Source organism: Evansella clarkii (assembly GCF_002019695.1).
Taxonomy (GTDB): domain Bacteria; phylum Bacillota; class Bacilli; order Bacillales; family Salisediminibacteriaceae; genus Evansella; species Evansella clarkii.
The window spans coordinates 4,125,630-4,142,323 of record NZ_KV917376.1; the positions used below are offsets into that span (position 1 = coordinate 4,125,630).

The 16,694-nt window shown below is 41.9% G+C and carries 15 protein-coding genes; 1 reads left to right on the plus strand and 14 read right to left on the minus strand.

Annotated elements, in window-relative coordinates:
* Positions 1-11: 11 nt before the first annotated feature.
* Positions 12-1,805, minus strand: coding sequence for a S9 family peptidase (locus tag BK582_RS19480; RefSeq protein ID WP_078596636.1), 1,794 nt, complete (start codon positions 1,803-1,805; stop codon positions 12-14).
* 384 nt (positions 1,806-2,189) lie between these two features.
* A complete protein-coding gene (locus tag BK582_RS27230) occupies positions 2,190-2,354 on the minus strand; it encodes a hypothetical protein (RefSeq protein WP_167553206.1) in 165 nt (54 codons plus the stop codon).
* Between the two features lie 289 nt (positions 2,355-2,643).
* Between BK582_RS27230 and BK582_RS19485 the strand changes: the two genes are divergently transcribed.
* Positions 2,644-3,633 (plus strand): nuclease-related domain-containing protein, encoded by a 990-nt coding sequence (locus tag BK582_RS19485; RefSeq protein ID WP_078596637.1) that lies wholly within the window; start codon positions 2,644-2,646, stop codon positions 3,631-3,633.
* A gap of 210 nt (positions 3,634-3,843) precedes the next feature.
* Here BK582_RS19485 and BK582_RS19490 read toward each other — a convergent pair whose 3' ends face one another.
* The 12 genes from BK582_RS19490 to BK582_RS19540 all read right to left on the minus strand — a co-directional run bounded on the left by BK582_RS19490 (position 3,844) and on the right by BK582_RS19540 (position 16,080).
* Positions 3,844-4,380, minus strand: coding sequence for a flavin reductase family protein (locus tag BK582_RS19490; RefSeq protein WP_078596638.1), 537 nt, complete (start codon positions 4,378-4,380; stop codon positions 3,844-3,846).
* A gap of 37 nt (positions 4,381-4,417) precedes the next feature.
* A complete protein-coding gene (locus BK582_RS19495; protein ID WP_078596639.1) occupies positions 4,418-5,830 on the minus strand; it encodes an MDR family MFS transporter in 1,413 nt (470 codons plus the stop codon).
* Positions 5,831-6,080: 250 nt separating this feature from the next.
* Positions 6,081-7,025, minus strand: a complete 945-nt coding sequence (gene coaA, locus BK582_RS19500; RefSeq protein ID WP_078596640.1) for a type I pantothenate kinase — start codon at positions 7,023-7,025, stop codon at positions 6,081-6,083.
* Between the two features lie 819 nt (positions 7,026-7,844).
* A complete protein-coding gene (gene mgtE, locus BK582_RS19505) occupies positions 7,845-9,203 on the minus strand; it encodes a magnesium transporter (protein ID WP_331248765.1) in 1,359 nt (452 codons plus the stop codon).
* A 182-nt stretch (positions 9,204-9,385) separates the two neighbouring features.
* Complete coding sequence (locus tag BK582_RS19510; protein WP_078596641.1) at positions 9,386-10,111, minus strand: hypothetical protein; 726 nt, start codon at positions 10,109-10,111, stop codon at positions 9,386-9,388.
* Between the two features lie 137 nt (positions 10,112-10,248).
* Positions 10,249-10,467 (minus strand): DUF6508 domain-containing protein, encoded by a 219-nt coding sequence (locus BK582_RS28350; RefSeq protein ID WP_420841236.1) that lies wholly within the window; start codon positions 10,465-10,467, stop codon positions 10,249-10,251.
* Entirely contained in the window at positions 10,418-10,648 is a 231-nt protein-coding gene (locus tag BK582_RS19515; RefSeq protein WP_078596642.1) for a DUF6508 domain-containing protein, read from the minus strand. Before BK582_RS19515 ends, BK582_RS28350 begins: the two co-directional genes overlap by 50 nt.
* Before the next feature lie 85 nt (positions 10,649-10,733).
* On the minus strand, positions 10,734-11,912 hold the full coding sequence (locus BK582_RS19520) for a DUF6612 family protein (protein ID WP_169911149.1): 1,179 nt from the start codon (positions 11,910-11,912) through the stop codon (positions 10,734-10,736).
* 210 nt (positions 11,913-12,122) lie between these two features.
* On the minus strand, positions 12,123-12,551 hold the full coding sequence (locus BK582_RS19525; protein WP_078596644.1) for an SRPBCC family protein: 429 nt from the start codon (positions 12,549-12,551) through the stop codon (positions 12,123-12,125).
* 233 nt (positions 12,552-12,784) lie between these two features.
* Positions 12,785-14,071, minus strand: a complete 1,287-nt coding sequence (locus BK582_RS19530) for an MFS transporter (protein ID WP_088035396.1) — start codon at positions 14,069-14,071, stop codon at positions 12,785-12,787.
* Between the two features lie 188 nt (positions 14,072-14,259).
* Positions 14,260-14,649 (minus strand): DUF4181 domain-containing protein, encoded by a 390-nt coding sequence (locus tag BK582_RS19535; protein ID WP_078596645.1) that lies wholly within the window; start codon positions 14,647-14,649, stop codon positions 14,260-14,262.
* A gap of 66 nt (positions 14,650-14,715) precedes the next feature.
* Positions 14,716-16,080, minus strand: coding sequence for an MBL fold metallo-hydrolase (locus tag BK582_RS19540; protein WP_244895434.1), 1,365 nt, complete (start codon positions 16,078-16,080; stop codon positions 14,716-14,718).
* Between the last annotated feature and the right edge of the window lie 614 nt (positions 16,081-16,694).

The following is a 16,694-nucleotide window of genomic DNA, read 5'->3' on the forward strand; positions in this document are numbered from 1 at the left end:
GTCTTTATTAATTATTGATGCTTATCTAAAAAGTCGATAATCTGCTTATATACTTTGATTTCGTTTTCTTTTTTAGAAAAGCCGTGGCCTTCATCATCAAGCACTAAGTAGTCCACCTCTGTGCCCTGTTCCTTCAGCTTCTCTACTATTTGATCCGACTCTTCTTTTACAACACGCGGGTCGTTCGCCCCCTGAATAACGAGCATTGGCTTTCTCATGGAATCTAAGTAAGTGATAGGCGAATCTTTTTCGAAGCGCTCTTTATCCCGCTCCGGATCCCCGACCCATTTATCCATGATCGGCTTCCAGTGTTCAGGCACGGACTTAACAAATGTAAACAGGTTAGAAACCCCAAAGATATCAATAACCGCTTTAAAATACTCCGGATGGCGGCCGGCAAGGAGCAGCGTCATATATCCGCCATAGCTTCCTCCAAGAACGAAGAGTTTGTCTCTGTCGCTTTTTCCAGTCTCGAAAAGCCACTCAATTCCAGCAACACAGTCAAGGCGTGGACCTTCACCCCAGTCACGTTCCACAAGCTTTACAAACGTGGCTCCATAGCCGGTACTTCCCCGGAAGTTTGGTGCGAAAATGGAATATCCACGGTTTAGCAGGCACTGGAACATAGCCCGGAACATTTTTCTCTCCGCAGCCTGAGGACCGCCGTGGGGCCAGAAAATTACATGGCCATTATCCTGCTCCGGTTTTGCCTTAAACCAAAGGGCTTCGATTTCCTTCCCGTCGAATGAGGAATAAGAAACGACCTCCGGATCCACCATCTCCTCCTGGGACACACCAAGCACACGGTTATCCGTCACCTTTTCCCATTCACCGTTTTTTGTCGTCCGGTAAATATTGAAAGGTTCCACTGCAGTACGGCCCACAAGATAGGCGTTTCCGTTTTTGGAAACGGTGAATCCATCAACTTGTGTAACTGGGGACGAAAGACGCTCCGGTTCAGAGTCCCCGGCTTTCATCTTATAAATAAAATCTTCCACGCCTGTTTCCGTGACGATATAAACTGTTTCTGACCCCTTATGCCACTTCAGAGTCGAAGCACTTTCATTTTCAAATTCTGCAAAGCGCTCATGATTTCCGGTGCGGATATTGTATTTCATGACATAATCAAACTCTGCTTCATCATTAGTGATATATATAATTTCATCATCAGAAATAAACGCAGCATCTCCAAACACATGAACGCGCTCCGGATCCTTAGAAATGGCTGTCATTTCGCCTGACTCCAGGTTCAGCAAATATCCAACGGTGTATGTATTAGCATAAAATTTAATTATTACAGCATATTTTTCGTCCTGAGATACGGAGCCAATATAAGTGGCAGCCCCATCACCTGAATATAACTCCTCATGCCTGTCTTCGCTGATATGATAAACGAAACCTTTTAAAAACTGAGGATTATCCTTGCTCGTCACATAGTAGAGCCTCTCCCCGTCTTTACTTAAATGGGCGAAAAAATATTTATCGTTCTCATCAGCTTCAATCAGCTTTTTCGGCTTTCCGCCTTCAAAAGGAAAAGCATATATATGATGGTTTTCATCTCCATCCCGGTCAAATCCCCCCAGTACAAAACGCTCTTTCGGATCCGCTTTCAGAAAGCTGCACGATTGCTCTGTATGGCCAAACATATATGGATACCCTCTGTCCATATCCATCGCCCATACATTCATCTTCCCGTTCAGGTTGCTGGAAAAAATAAGTTTCTTTTCGTCATCAGTTACCGTGAATTGAGTAATCACGTACGTCTGAAAAAACTGTTCTACTGTTGGCTTTTCAAATTTTATCAACAGACTTCATCCTCTCTAAGTTTCCATAAAATATAAACCGCATTTCCTCAAATTTACCACTGTATGAAAATATGGTCAATTCTGAATTTACATTATTTTTCAGTTAATATATCTCTATGGTACTATGTTTCCTCAATGAACAGTATAGAGAAGGTGAGGGAAAATTATTATACTTGTGGAAAGTGAAGCTATTCTGTGGAGCACAACAACAGAGCCTCTAAATATCTTGCCGGTTTGTGGGGATATAGGAAATTATAAAAAGGATGGCAGCGAAGTTCCTGACTGGGTCATCTATGGACTAGTAATATTATCAGGATTGATTGTGGAAAAAGCGTGCCGGGAAAAAGGAATATTGACCTTTTCCTTCGGCACGCTCTTTTTCGTCTACCAGATTCTCTCTCCGAGAAATAAACCGAATCTGTAAGATATTAAAAAGAAGACGACAACCACAATTATGGCTGATACAATCGCAAGAAATCTGTGTTCTCTATAGGCAAACTCCATAAAACCGCCTGCTTTATTAATAAAATGATTTATTTTTTTGACCATGAGTATCTCTCCTAAACAATAAGCTTCCGATTAATATCGTACCAGTTTTTTTATAACTTTGCAGGGTGTTTTTTGGGCGGGGTCAATGGGGGGTTATGGGCGGATATCGGCGCATCGCCGATATAGCACTGCAGTTCGCCGATAAAATCTGAATTTCGCCGATATATTAAGCACTTTCGCCGATAAAACAAAATTTTCGCCGATAAACTAAAAATACTACGTACTTTAAGAAGGATTCCTGCAAGTTAAGGCGAATTTATTAGCTACTACATAAAAGGAGGCATACGTCTTGTTCATAAAACCTCGCAAACTCCCCATCAAAACGAAAAAACTTATTGCTTTAGCTAGGAGACTTCCCCCGCAGCACCCTCAATATCCTGCAGCAGAAAGAGACACGGCAATTAACCTCGCAGCCCATCGGGGAGAAAACTCTCTTAATTACTACCTCAGCTTTCTCCCAGAAAAAGAATACCTTATTCTCCACCACATCAGGTTAAAAGGCGCCACTTATTTTTTCCAGATGGACACGCTTCTCCTCACTTCTGCTTTCATCCTTATCTTAGAAACAAAAACAATTAACGGAACGCTTTTATTCGATGAAAAGTTCAGGCAGATGATTCGCTATTCTTCTGCAGGAGAAGAACAGGCATTCAAGGACCCTATCACTCAAGTGAACCACCAGGCTTCCCAGCTCGCAGACTGGCTCAAAAAATTTAAATTCCCCGCAGTACCAATAGAAACACTCGTGGTGAACGCAAACCAGCAGACAATTTTAAAAAGCAGCCCCGGCAGCACCAATGCTCCCAGGAAAGTTGTCCAAAGCGCTGATTTAATTAACCGCATCCACCATTTAAAAAATAACCGCCATTTACCCCACTTGACTCCTAAAGATCTCCGCAAGCTTTCTAAACTGCTTCTGAAATACCATATTGATGAAAACCCAGATCTTCTGAGAAACTATAAGATTAATAAAAATGAATTAATCCAGGGCGTTTATTGTCCCAGCTGCAAAAAAGTACCTATGAAAAGGGTTCACGGCAGCTGGCTGTGCCTTCAGTGCGGCACATTGTCTAACACTGCCCACCTGGCCGCATTCCAGGATTACGGACTCCTTGTAAACCAGACTATGACCAATCTGGAAGTACGAAAATTCTTAAATATAGACTCTGCCTATACTGTAAAACGGTTATTAGCTAAATTAGAGCTTCCTTTTGAAGGAACAAATAAGGCGAGAAAATATACTTTAACCGATGCATTTTTAGAAAAAGAATTGAGTTGAAACAAGAGATACTTAAACTTATCGGCGCATCGCCGATATAGCACTGCAGTTCGCCGATAAAATCTGAATTTCGCCGATATATTAGGCACTTTCGCCGATAAAACAAAATTTTCGCCGATAAACCAACTATCAATACATCTACCCTCCTGACAAACACTGAATTAAATAAACAACAACCCGCCATCACGGCGGGTTGCTATACGCTAAATCCTAATTTTTATTATCAAAACCTCTCAATGGAACGACCGCGTCTGATGGGACGCCCCCTTCACGCTCCATCAAATGGTTAACAGTGAGGCTTCGTTTTGACCGATCGAGAATTTCCGCAGACAAAACATCTCCAATTACGAGCAGAAAATCCTGGTTATCTATAATCTGAGAAACTTCACAATCAAAATAAGCCTGGGAGTTCTTCAGGATTGGACAACCTGTTTCTTTAAAAATAAATTCATCTTCTCCCATCGAATCAATATCCTGATCTCCTGCAAAAAATCGGTCCATCAGTGGCTCCTGGTCTTCTGCAGTCATACTCAAGGCGAATTTCCTGCTGCGGCTGACTATTTCTGCCCCTTCCATTTCTTTAGGAAAACAAACGAGCATTTGCGGTGGCTCATGGGAACATTGCGTCACCCAGCATCCGTTATGAAAGTGCGTCCTTTTTCCGTCTGTTGTGGAGATGAAAAAGGCACCTCTCAGCCGCTGATTATATACCTCTTCTACAGGATCGAATTCTGATTTCGTATCCATACTAACTCCCCTATCCCAAAATCAATAATGAAAATGCCTAATCCCCTGCGCCTCGTTCCCGGGCAAACTCCGGTTCCTCTTTCGGAAGAACCGTTGTAGCTATGACTGCAAGTACAGCGAGCACGAACAGGACAATAAACGTTGAATGCAGCCCTGCAGCTAGAAGGTCAGGAGCAACATCCGTTCCGTTATTCGTATGCCCGCCAATGTGCTGGTTCAAAATCATCCCTAGAACCGTTATACCGAGAGTCTGCCCCAGTGTTCTTAAAAATGCATTAGAGGAAGCTGCTGTCCCTCTGTTTTCCCAGCCAACAGAGGACTGGACAATGACCGAAAACATCGTCATAGAAAGACCAAACCCGAGGCCTGTGAAAAACATAATGATAATGAGAATAAAATTCGGTGTCACTTCAGAGATAAAACTCAGTCCAAGTGCACCGGCCGCAATGATACTAACTCCAGTGAGAGTTATTGGCTTTGCACCGAAACGGGCCAGCAGCCTCCCGCTAATGAAAGCCCCTAAAGGCCAGCCAAGAGACATAGGTATTAAAGTAAGCCCTGAGAAAGTTGCCGGCAAAAGCAGAACTCCCTGGACCCACAACGGAAGGTATGCAGTCAGGCCAATCAGAATCATCCCAAGCAAAAGGCCGCAAATATTTGCGATCATTAAATGCCTGTTCTTAAACAGCCTGAACGGCAGCATCGGCTCTTTTACCTTCAGCTGGATCATTGTGAAAATCACCAGAAAAACCACAGCCGTTCCCAGCAGATAAAACATTGCCGGGTCGCTCCAGGCGATCTCACTGCCGCCTGAGAGGAGAGCGTATAAAAGCGCCCCTGTACCAATAATAAATGTTATCGCTCCGCCGTAATCAATGGAACGTTTCCGCTTTTCAATTTTCTCCTCAAGGTTCTTCCATATTAAATACATCGCAAGGAGCCCAAAAGGAATGTTCATAAAAAAGATCCAGTGCCACGTAAGGAAGTCCACAAAGAAACCGCCAACAAGCGGACCGAATATCCCTGCTATCCCCCAGATCGAGCCGATAATCGCCTGAGCCCTTGCCCGCTGCTCATAGGAGAATACATCTCCGACGATTGTGAACGACATGGGCATTAACGCCCCTGCACCAATTCCCTGGACAGCCCGGAACATAATGAGCTGCTCCATGGACTGGGACATCCCGCAAAGTACCGACCCGATGAGAAATAAGGTGGCGCCCGTAATAAATATTTTCTTTCTTCCAAATAAGTCAGCAAGCTTGCCAAATATCGGGGTCATTACCGCATACGAGAGCAAATAAATAGCGAATACCCAGCTAATTAGGTCAAGCCCGCCCAGATCCCGTGTGATTACCGGCATTGCTGTACTGATTACAGTCACTTCGATTGCAGCCAAAAAGGTGGCGATCAGAAGTGCCACTACAATTTTCTTTTGGTATGCATTCATAAATTATTCCCTTTCATTCTTAAGCTTGCACTTTAAGATGCAAACTGATAATCCATAAAGAAAACTTGGCAAGCCAAGCCTTAAAAGAGGCGCAGGATTGCCTTAGTTGCACTTATACTATAATCCTAAAAATTTTATCCGCGTCGAGATGGCTACGTTGCTAATAATTTTATGCTTTCTTATAGTATAAAAAAACATTACCCTCCCCCGGGAAAACAAATGCATTCCCGTGAGGAGGGAGAGAAACTAATCAGATCTTCCGCAGTTCAATATTATCAACCCGATGGTCCATGCCCTTCTTGATGATAATATCCGCCCTGCTTTTTGTAGGATTAATATTTTGGTCAAGATTTTTTTTGTTTATTTTATTCCATATTTCCGCCGCAACCTCGTCCGCTTCCTCGTCCGTTAGGGATGCATAACGGTTAAAATAGGATTCCGGCTGTGTAAACGCTGTTTTTTTCAGCAGCTTAAACCGTTCTACATACCAGTTAAAAATATGTTTTTCCTCAGCATCCACATAGATGGATATATCAAAAAAGTCCGAAACGAAAAGGCTTGGGATCGTGTTGCCTTCCTGTTTTGGCGGCTGCAAAACATTTATCCCTTCAATAATTACTATATCCGGCCTGGAAACTTCAATATATTCCCCTGGAATAATATCATAATGAAGATGGGAATAAACCGGTGCGTATGCCTTTACATTCCCGGATTTAAGCTCTGTTAAAAAGTGGATCAGCCCTTTAATATCATAGCTTTCAGGAAAACCCTTTTTTTCCAGAAGACCACGTTCTTTAAGAATTTTATTAGGGTACAGGAAGCCATCAGTTGTAACGAGATCTACTTTCGGCGCTTCAGGCAGCCCTGCAAGCAATGACTGGAGGATTCTGGATGTCGTACTTTTCCCTACGGCAACGCTTCCTGCCACTCCGATTATGTATGGAACCTTTTGTGTTTCCTGCTGAAAAAATTCATCTGTTACCTTATGTAATTGTTTCGCCGCTTTCAATGTGAAGGATAAAAAGCGGATCAGCGGCAGATAAATCTCCTCTACTTCATCAAGAGAAATGTTCTCATTTATTCCCTGCAGCTTTTCTATTTCCTGCTCTGTAATCGTCAACGGAGTATTGTTACGGAAATCCGCCCATTCCTCCCTGGTGAACGACATGTACGGTGAATATGTTTTGGCTGTCATAATAAACTCCTGTTAGTCTGAAGATTTGTTATAGTAAATAGTTTTGCGATATTTGATGAAAAATAAATGAATGCCTGTTTCAGCTATGTATAATTTAACATTATTTCTGAAATTTCTACAATGGTAAGTTTTAAAATTAAACCGTTGTTAAAATTTGTGTGGGGTGCGTGTCAGGAAGTTCATTCCATAGCGTACTCTCTTTTTCACCTCCCTTTGGTTTTTTTACGAGATTTTAATGAGAGCGACTATGGAACCGTTTTCAAATATAATCAATAATATAATACCATCTTGCAGATTCCAGCAGGCGTGCATTTCGGCTAATCCAGTAGCTTTATTTTGCAAAATTTTCTTTAAAATTTCTAAAGATCCTCCTATGTAACTACCTTGCTTCACTTTCCTTAATAAATAATACTCTCATTTTGGGAATGACGCCACTATTTCTGGCTGGTTTTGTGGAACGGTACTGCTCTGCAAATAAAATAACTTTACTATTTTGTTAGCATTCATTGAGTTATGTAGAGGGAATATGAGTATTTGCGGATCCTCATTCCGCTATTCCATTGATTCACGCCGGAATCCCCAGAATTTATAAATTAACGGAACTTGGAACCGTAACACCTTCCAAAGGCACGTTTTTTACAATTTAACGGAATGAGGATCCGATCTGCCTTTTCCTCGGATCCTCATTCCGCTATTCATTAAACTCCTCATTTTAAGCAGACTTTTAGATTCTCATTCTGCTATTCCCCTATTTCACCGCGGAAATCCCAGATGTTTATACGCTTAACGAAATGTAGAACACCTCTACTGAAAACCACTTTATAAATACTGCAGCAGTGCGGTTGCTATGGAAAAATAGATTAATAACCCGAGAATATCATTGATTGTAGTGATAAACGGTCCTGAAGCGATTGCCGGATCCAGTTTCAGTTTGTTGATAATGACAGGAATTACTGCTCCAACTATTGTCGCCAGACTTAAAGTTATTAAAAGCGACACTCCAACAATAAATGCAAGTAAGTAGCTTTCATAAAGGAAAGGAATAATTAGCAACAAAGTTACGGCACATATCAGCCCAAGCATGATCCCTGTACCAAACTCCCGCCTTATCGTATGCCAGAGGCCTTTTTTTGCAAAAGAGCCAGTCGCTAAAGAACGCACCATTACTGCAAGAGACTGTGTACCCGTGTTTCCGGCAGAGTCCATAATAAGAGGGATAAAAATAGACAGCAGAACAATCTGTTCAAGAGTCTCCTCAAACTGGCCGATGACACCGGCTGTAATCATTCCAAAAAACATAAGCATAATAATCCATGGCGACCGGCGCTTTGCAGCCGTAAATGCACTAATGTTTACATCAGTCGCTCCTTTTGATGCAGATATTTCACCAAAATCTTCCGTAGCTTCTTCCTCAATAACATCAAGGATATCGTCTACTGTTACAATACCCGCTAAAATTCCTCCATGAGTTACAACAGGCGCTGCAAGAAAATCATACTTCCTGATTAATCCCGCTACCTCTTCCTGATCTGTATCTGTATATACCGATACAACTCGGGTACTCATAATATTTTTAATCATTTCATCCGGATCAGCTATGATGAGATCTCTTAATGAAACAACGCCAACAAGTTTATGTTCTTCATCCACCACATAGAGATAATAAACTGTTTCAGCGTCAGGTCCTTCCCTGCGGAGCCTCTCTACCACTTGGGATGCCTTTTCCGCAGAAGAAACCTTTATGAACTCTTTAGTCATTATCGCTCCGGCTGTTTCCGGTTCGTAAGACATCAGTTCTTTTACATCATCTGCTTCTTTATCGTCCATCCCTGTTAAAATTTCTATTGCTTTACTGCCCTTAAGGTCGGCCAGAAAATCAGCCGCGTCATCTGCATACAGATTATTGACTACACTATATAAATATTGATTTTCCATCTCCTGGCTGGCCATTTCCTGCTCTTCCGGTTCCAGCCTGTGAAAAAATTCCGCAAATTCTTCCGGAGTTAAGTAGCTGTATACTAACTTTCTGAAGTCTCCTTCCAGCTTCATGAAGAAATCTGCCTGGTCAGATACATGCAACTCGAGAAAAAACTCCCTGAACTGCTGGCTGTCCGTTTCCTGCAAGGAATCACGCATCATAGATTCGTATTTTTGCCGGTTCTCCTGATTCAATCTCAACTTTGTCTGCCTCCTCGATTAAAAGAAGACTATTCTACCGTGTCCCCCGGAGGTAAGAATAGACCCTCCTATTTACTATAAGTACTATATAGCTTTATACCCTCGAAGAAAGCGTGGAAAACGAACAGAAGTTGTCCTATGTTAATTTTGTGAATATTTTGTTTAACTGCGGTGTTTTTTTCTCACCACTGAAAGAAAAATTTCAAAGACATTGTCACAGTAGTATAAAAAACGACTCCGGCAGTGAAAACCCCCAGGTGAGCTTCTTCATCAGGAGGCAGTTCGTACTTAATAACATTCAAGATCATCGCACCTGAAATAAAGGCGAAAATCGCTGCTTCCCCAAGTGGCGGCAAGCTGACAGCCGTGCCTAAAAACCAGCCGGCCACTATTCCTGCTGCAAGGACATACCTGCCATATTTATTGTATATTTCTTCGTACTCCAGCCATAAATCATGGGCGACAGCAATGAAATGAAGCCCAACGGCAAGACCGTAAAATACAGCCTGAATACCAAGTACCTGATGAGAAATGACGGTATAAGCAACTAACATATTATATATGCCAAAGAATAGTATCTGGAGCCAGAATAAAAGGACAGCTTTTCTTTCTTCGTTCCTGTTCTGTGCATTCCTGACCACTTTCTGAATAGCAAAAAAAACGAGGAGACCAATTAATCCTACAAAATACAATTCTGACTCCATAGTGAAAAAATCGCCGTGTTTTTTTGCGATGATTTGCTCTTTATGGAGCGTGGGAAGAACATATACAAATACGTAGGAAACAGCCAGGCCTCCGGAAAAGGAAAACCATTTCATCCTCTTATCTCTTCCTGCTGGAATCAGATCATTGGCGAGGAGATGAATCGTGATAAACGCAAGCCCCATTAAAATTACATCTATGGACATAAACGAGCTCCTTATTTGAAGTTAACTTTAAAGCCCTGCCAGTAACGAGGCTCTCCCCTGCAGAGAAGCCGATCTACCATCACAGAACCTTTTCTTTAAGTTAACCAGTAAAAGGAAATCTCATTACAGACTGTATGTCAATGTCTCACTTCTTTTTTTTTGTACAACTCGTCCAATCGCTTAAGAATATAATAGAATAATTTATCTTTAGCAGCATGCGCCCAGGAACCATCGCTGAAGCGTTCCGCCCGGATGATAAATGTAAGCATCCCTCTCAGCTCTTTTATATCGGCGGCACTGATTTTTTCAGGAGTCAGTCCTGGAAAACCTCCTTTTATAGTGAACAGCATAATCATCCATTAACAAACCCGATTTATATACTGCGTTTATAAAACTATTAAGCCTGTCGTCGTATTTAGGGTAAGATAATTTAATATTTCCTTCTGAGGATCTTTCATGGGGTTCCCAGTGGTATAATGTTTGGTTTTCATCCTCAAAGTACTTAAGATAAGATATAACTTCTTTAATATTTTTCATACGAAACACCCCTTCACAGAAAAATATAAAAAGAAAGCGTTCTTTCTTGTCAGAAAAAACGCACTCGCATAAGCTGGATTATTATTTATTCAAAGCTGAGGCTTTCTGCTAATTCAAGAAGCTCTTCTTCGGTTATATCTTCACCAATGGCAGACAATTCGATAGCCAGACCTTCCTGTTCCCACATTAGGTCGATCCAGAAATCTTCCCGAATGATTATGCCTTCCTGTCCCTGAATAGTAACTTCCTCTTCTCCGTGACCAAAGAATTGGGATTCTACCGGGTAAACATACAACATAATGCCGTTCTCCATGTCTTTTTCATAGCTTATATAAACACTATCCATTGACTGATTATAAAAGGTATCAGCCATTGTATAGTCTTCTGGAACCTCAGTTAACTCTGGGATCTTATAACCTGTACGCTCCTGAATTTCTTCAAAACTAAGTTGTTCATCTTCGAAGTATTCGTCATCAAACAGTAAGTCATCGTCAACATCCATAAAGTCTTCCACTGCGTTTTCCCTGACTTCTTCCGGGATTTCTACAGGCTCAACTTCGTTAAAATCAGAGATGTTCACCCTCGCATCTATCTTCATCGGCAAGGATTCCCCATCTTCGGAAATCTCTATATCTGCCTTGACAATCTGGACGGTCTGCAAGTATGTTTCTTTATCAATATGAAGTTCCATCTCCAGACTGTTAACTCGTATATCTTCCAGATACTCCTCTATATCCTGTTCAGGCTGGAAGTCCCCTAGAGACGACTGAACAAGGTCCTCAATCAGCACACTGAATTCGTCACCCTCACCAGTTAGGGTCAGAATGTATACATCCTGCTCTTCTGCCATCTCAAAATCCTCAATATATTCTGCGTACTTTTCCATATCTTCCTTTGTCACCTGATTAAAATCGTCAGCTCCAAGCTCCTCAGGATCCATCTTTATCCATTCTCCGAACATGCTCATATATGCTTCGTCTTCATAAAGATAAACTTCAAATTCCATGGTCATTCCCATCATCCCCATACTCATGAGCAAATGAGCAGTATCCGGGTCATGGGTCACGTCTCCTTCAGCTTCAAGCTTGCTTTCCATTTCCATAATTTCAAAAGCCATCTCCATCGTCATGGAGTAGCCTTCCAGATCTTCGGCTGCCTCAATAGAACGATCAAGCACATCTGCTTTCCCTAACGCTTCTTCCGTGCCACAGGCAGACAGAACGAACAATAAAGCCGCACCTGAAGCTAGTTTAAATTTTTTCATTAAATTAGTTCCTTCCATATTTAATTGTAAGATGTAAAAAATTTGAAAAATAGTTTATCTATTAATAATAAGGCAAAACTTCAAATTTAGGAATATACTTTTTCATACATTTACTAGCACTATTGGGCAATTAACGGCTTTTTTCAGCAGATAACTCTTCTGTGGCATACATCCTGGTTCCTTTCCTTCCTGACTGAAACCGTTTAAAACTCAACGAAAAATAGACTTTATTTTTTTCTCCCGGCTTTTGAACATTAATATCAGCATCATTTTTACAAGAATGTCAGGAGCAAATGCTATGTACTCGACCTTGTCTGTCATAATGGTACCAGTGCCGCTGCTTTCAAACTGGTGGGTATGTTTCCATTGTCTTAATGGAAACGGCAGATTATCTCCTTTATCAACAAAATAATCCTGGTCCCTTTTTTCGGTGATGACAGCATCCCACGTAATACGGAACAGAAATAAAAAATTCAGTTTAATCTTTATTCTTTCTTCTTCCTGCTCTGAATCCCTTATTACCTGGACTCGGGGAAAAGAAGTGATTTTTTGAAGATTAACAGGATCGGAGAAAAAATCCCAAACGAGTCGTATATCCTTCTTTATAACTGTTCTGTATTCAAATCTGCCTTTCTCCATTTAATCCTCTCCCGCCCCCGTGAAATTATAGAGATGCTACTTTTAGTGTCCCTTGTTCTAATATTACCCTAACAGATGAAAACCAAGGCAAAAAGGCTGGATATTTAACTTCACCTTTTCATTTAACGAATCCGTAACAAGCCAAATACTCATAAATTTCTGCTTCCAAAAAATAACCCCCAAAACCTGAGTTTTGAGGGAATGCAAATCATATCCTTCTGAAATAAAATAGATTACTTGGAATAGACACCCCGTGGCATCCCTTTTTTCATTCTGGGCTCCTTTAGCTCAGAAGCTGATCTGCCACTTTCCTGTCCTTTTTCTTTCTTCTTCTCCATAGCAGGCAGCACCTGGAATTTTACAATAGCCGCATTTATAAAAAGCAGCACAGCTGAAACGATAAAGAGGCTTCTGATTCCCGCAACCGATGCCAGCCAGCCGCCAGCGATTGGACCAATCATCGTGCCAAGATACATAAAGCTGTTGGAGAAACCATATGCCCGGCTTTCCATTCCTTCCGGCGCCAAATGGCGTATAAGAGAGTTAATAGAAGGCAGTAAACCTCCTAAACATAAGCCCAGCAGGAACCTAAATACGAGGAGCTGCCAGTATGACGCTACAAAAGCCTGTGGCAATGTTACCAGGGCTGCGAAAAATAAACCTGCTAACAAAACAATATGATGTCCTTTTCGGTCGCTCATCTTTCCTAAAAACGGGCTCGCCGACATATTTGCAAAACCCATCACGGACATAGCCAGGCCAGCGTAAAACGCCACGTTCTGTGCCGGCGTAAGCTCCTGAACAAACAGTGACAACAGAGGGTTCACCCCAATTAACGCAGCCTGAACGATAAAGAACACGAAAAACAATGACAGCATCGGGGATGTTGAAGCGATTTTCTTAAAATCCTGTACCGTATTCGTCTTCACGGTCTCTTCTTTTTTCTCGAAATTCTCCTTAACAAAAAACAGGACACCAAATGCTGCCACTAAAATCACAGCTCCGGTCACATAGAAGATCATCCGGAAGCCCATTAAATCAGCCATTATCCCGCCAAAAAGAGGTCCACATATGCCTCCTGCCACAGCGCCCGCCTGGAGCATCCCTAATGAGTAACCCATTTGCTTTTTCGGTGTACTCATAGACATGAGGGCTATCGCGGCTGGAATAAAGCCGGATATCATTCCGTTAAGCAACCTTAAAAATAACAAGGACCAGGGGCCGACAGCAAAACCGGTAAGTGTCAGGACGATGGCCATACCAAATCCCGACCGAAGAATCATCAGCTTCCGCCCGCGCTTGTCAGCAAGTTTTCCCCATAAGGGAGCAAACAAAAATGCAGTTAAAAAATTAGCACCGAAGATAATTCCCGCCCAACGGCTCACCGCCTGGGGATCTGTCACACCAAGTTCCTGAAGATAAAGAGGCAAAAAGGGGATAATCATTGTCATAGCAGCCATCACAAAAAACTGGCACACCATCAGGATGTACAAATTCCGTTTCCAGTAAGTCTTATTCACTTAAATTCACTTCCTTCGTCTATATCTATTATATATTTCGTCAGACGAAGTATTCAAGGGAATATCCTTCGTTTTCCGAAGTTTTTAGAAAGATAGTGAAAAAGGCTTATGTTCTCACTTCGTCCGCAACACTAAATAAAATAAGAAAAACCAGGCATTTAGCCTGGTTCATTACTTTAAGGTTTTTATCAGCTGGCAAAAGCCCCTGGTGCTGTCAGGAAGATAATAGCGAGAAAGAATACTGCCGCGAGCCAGTAATGCTCGTACTCCTTCTCCTCTCTTTTATATAACCACTCTTCAATCCCCCGTAATACCAATGACACACCCAGAAAGATAAAGAGCGGCAAAAACGCCTGTTCAGGATGTCCCTGGAAAAAATAAAAGTAACTGAAAATTAAAGCGGCGAGTAGCAGCAAATCAATGGTTAAAAACAGCTTGTGCCGGTTATTGGTGATTAGTTTAATCTCGAAAAATGTTTTTTTCATACTCTGGTTTTTCTTTTTCCTCAGCATCATGTCAAAGATGATATACATAATGAACATGACCACTGCTGCACTGATTGTTAACGATTCTTCCATAATAAATCCCCCAGTTAGTCCTTTCTCTGGGCTGCCTTTTTAATCAAAAAGAATACAATCCCTCATTTATCCCGCACAGGCGAGCCCTTCTTCTTTAATATCATTTACCCTTGCATCGCCAATTCCGTTGATACGCGTCAATTCATCCACCGAACCAAATGGCCGGAGATTTACCAGTTCCTCAGCACGAGCTTCCCCAATATGGATAATCTCCGTGAGGTCAGCTGTGGAAGCAGAATTGATATCAATACAGCTTCCGGAAGAGGCTGCTGTGCCTTCTGTTTCACCCTCTGACTGGTTTTCTTCAGCCGTTTCCTCCTCAGATTCACTTTCTGTTCCGGCTGCTGCCACATTCCCGCTGTCTTCGGTGGAGACAGAATACGATTCCCCGTCGGTACGTACGATAATATTTCCGTGAACATCTGTCCCATACAAAGGAATGTCCCTGCTGTCAAAGCGATCCACTACTTCTGAGTGGGGATGCCCGTAACTGTTTTCAGCCCCTGCACTGTAAATCCCAATTTCCGGTGAAACCACGTCCAAAAATTTAGCAGAACTCGAAGTACTTGATCCATGATGTCCAAGCTGCAGAATATGTGCATCAAGTGGAAGAGCGCTGTTAATCATTGCCTTTTCTGCCTGCTCTTCTGCGTCTCCCGTAAACAGGAAAATAATTTCACCGTACACAACCCGAACGGAGACACTGTCTTCGTTCAAATCACCAATGAGTTCTTCCGGATGAACAACTTCAACCAACGATGAACCAATTGTAAAGTCTTCGCCTGCCCGAGGTTCATGATAACTTGCCTCACTGGATAATATTGCATCAAGAACCCTTTCAAAGTTCTGTGTTGTATGCTCCGCGCCTGACATCCATACTTCTTCTACTTCAAAGGCTTCAATAACTCTATCCATTTGCCCGATATGGTCAGCATGGGGATGAGTACCGATCAAAAGATCAATAGTTTCTATTTCCAGTCTTTCAAGATACGGGACAACATCGTTTCTGTCATGCCTTCCAGTATCTACTAAAATGGTGAAATCAGGACCTTTCAGAAGTGTAGCGTCACCTTGCCCCACATCTATAAAATGAACTTCCAGCTCACCTTCAGCCTGTGGCGGGCTGTTTCCGTTCCTGTCCTCTTCTCCATCGGCATTGTTGTCATTCTCCTCTGAAGCATTGTTGCCCGACGATTCTGTATCCTCGTCTTCCTCCTCATTGTTGGCGGCAAAATTCTCCTTCTCCTCCTCTGCTGTACTATCCGCATCGTTATTTTCGTTATTTGCCTGAGACTCTTCTGAAGCAGAACCGCTTTCATTATTAATTAGCTGGCTGTTTTCATCAGCCTGTCCACAGGCACTGAACAGGAAGACTGCTGATAAAATCATCACCAGGTAATGATATTTAATTTTTACTGCTCTCTCACTCATTCTTTCACATCCTTGCGAAATTCATATTCAGCGTTTATTTGAATCAATTTCATAATTCAAGATTTTCATCATTAACGAACATTATCTAAAATGTTACTTTGTTGTTCTATTTACACTATAGACGGATGCGTTCTGCGGGCACGGCTTCAACTAATTTTTGACGGCTGAACGCCGGAAAAATGGATTTTCAGCTTCTCATGCTTTTCCCGCTAGAACGAGCATCTTCTTCACGCAAATGCATCGAGTTATCTCGACAGATACTCTACGGAGCTAATCTGGCAGAGGAAGGGACAGTCACCGCCGTCTTACGTTGCAATCGAAAAGTAATGTTCTTCTTTTTTATGCAAAGTCTATATATGAAATTCATTCATTTATAAAAAACTCCTATGTGCTAGTTTAACAGATTAGCAGGGGTGATTTGTTAAATATTTGTAAATTCCCATTAGAATTAACTTTGGGTGATTATATGTTCCTTGGTATTATGCAACATGGAGTGGGGATATCTCCCTAACTAATCAATATGTATACAGCTGTAAAAAGAACAAACAAGGATAAACAAATATTCATCAAACCCGTGGTTTTGTACTTGCTGCCCCGGGTATAATAAATTCCAG

Coding starts and splice junctions, on each gene's coding strand:
- BK582_RS27230 (WP_167553206.1), bottom strand. CDS start 2,354: ATGGTCAAAAAAATAAATCATTTTATTAATAAAGCAGGCGGTTTTATG.
- BK582_RS19490 (WP_078596638.1), bottom strand. CDS start 4,380: ATGGATACGAAATCAGAATTCGATCCTGTAGAAGAGGTATATAATCAG.
- BK582_RS19495 (WP_078596639.1), bottom strand. CDS start 5,830: ATGAATGCATACCAAAAGAAAATTGTAGTGGCACTTCTGATCGCCACC.
- coaA (WP_078596640.1), bottom strand. CDS start 7,025: ATGACAGCCAAAACATATTCACCGTACATGTCGTTCACCAGGGAGGAA.
- BK582_RS19510 (WP_078596641.1), bottom strand. CDS start 10,111: ATGTCCATAGATGTAATTTTAATGGGGCTTGCGTTTATCACGATTCAT.
- BK582_RS28350 (WP_420841236.1), bottom strand. CDS start 10,467: ATGATTATGCTGTTCACTATAAAAGGAGGTTTTCCAGGACTGACTCCT.
- BK582_RS19515 (WP_078596642.1), bottom strand. CDS start 10,648: ATGAAAAATATTAAAGAAGTTATATCTTATCTTAAGTACTTTGAGGAT.
- BK582_RS19520 (WP_169911149.1), bottom strand. CDS start 11,912: ATGAAAAAATTTAAACTAGCTTCAGGTGCGGCTTTATTGTTCGTTCTG.
- BK582_RS19525 (WP_078596644.1), bottom strand. CDS start 12,551: ATGGAGAAAGGCAGATTTGAATACAGAACAGTTATAAAGAAGGATATA.
- BK582_RS19535 (WP_078596645.1), bottom strand. CDS start 14,649: ATGGAAGAATCGTTAACAATCAGTGCAGCAGTGGTCATGTTCATTATG.
- BK582_RS19540 (WP_244895434.1), bottom strand. CDS start 16,080: ATGAGTGAGAGAGCAGTAAAAATTAAATATCATTACCTGGTGATGATT.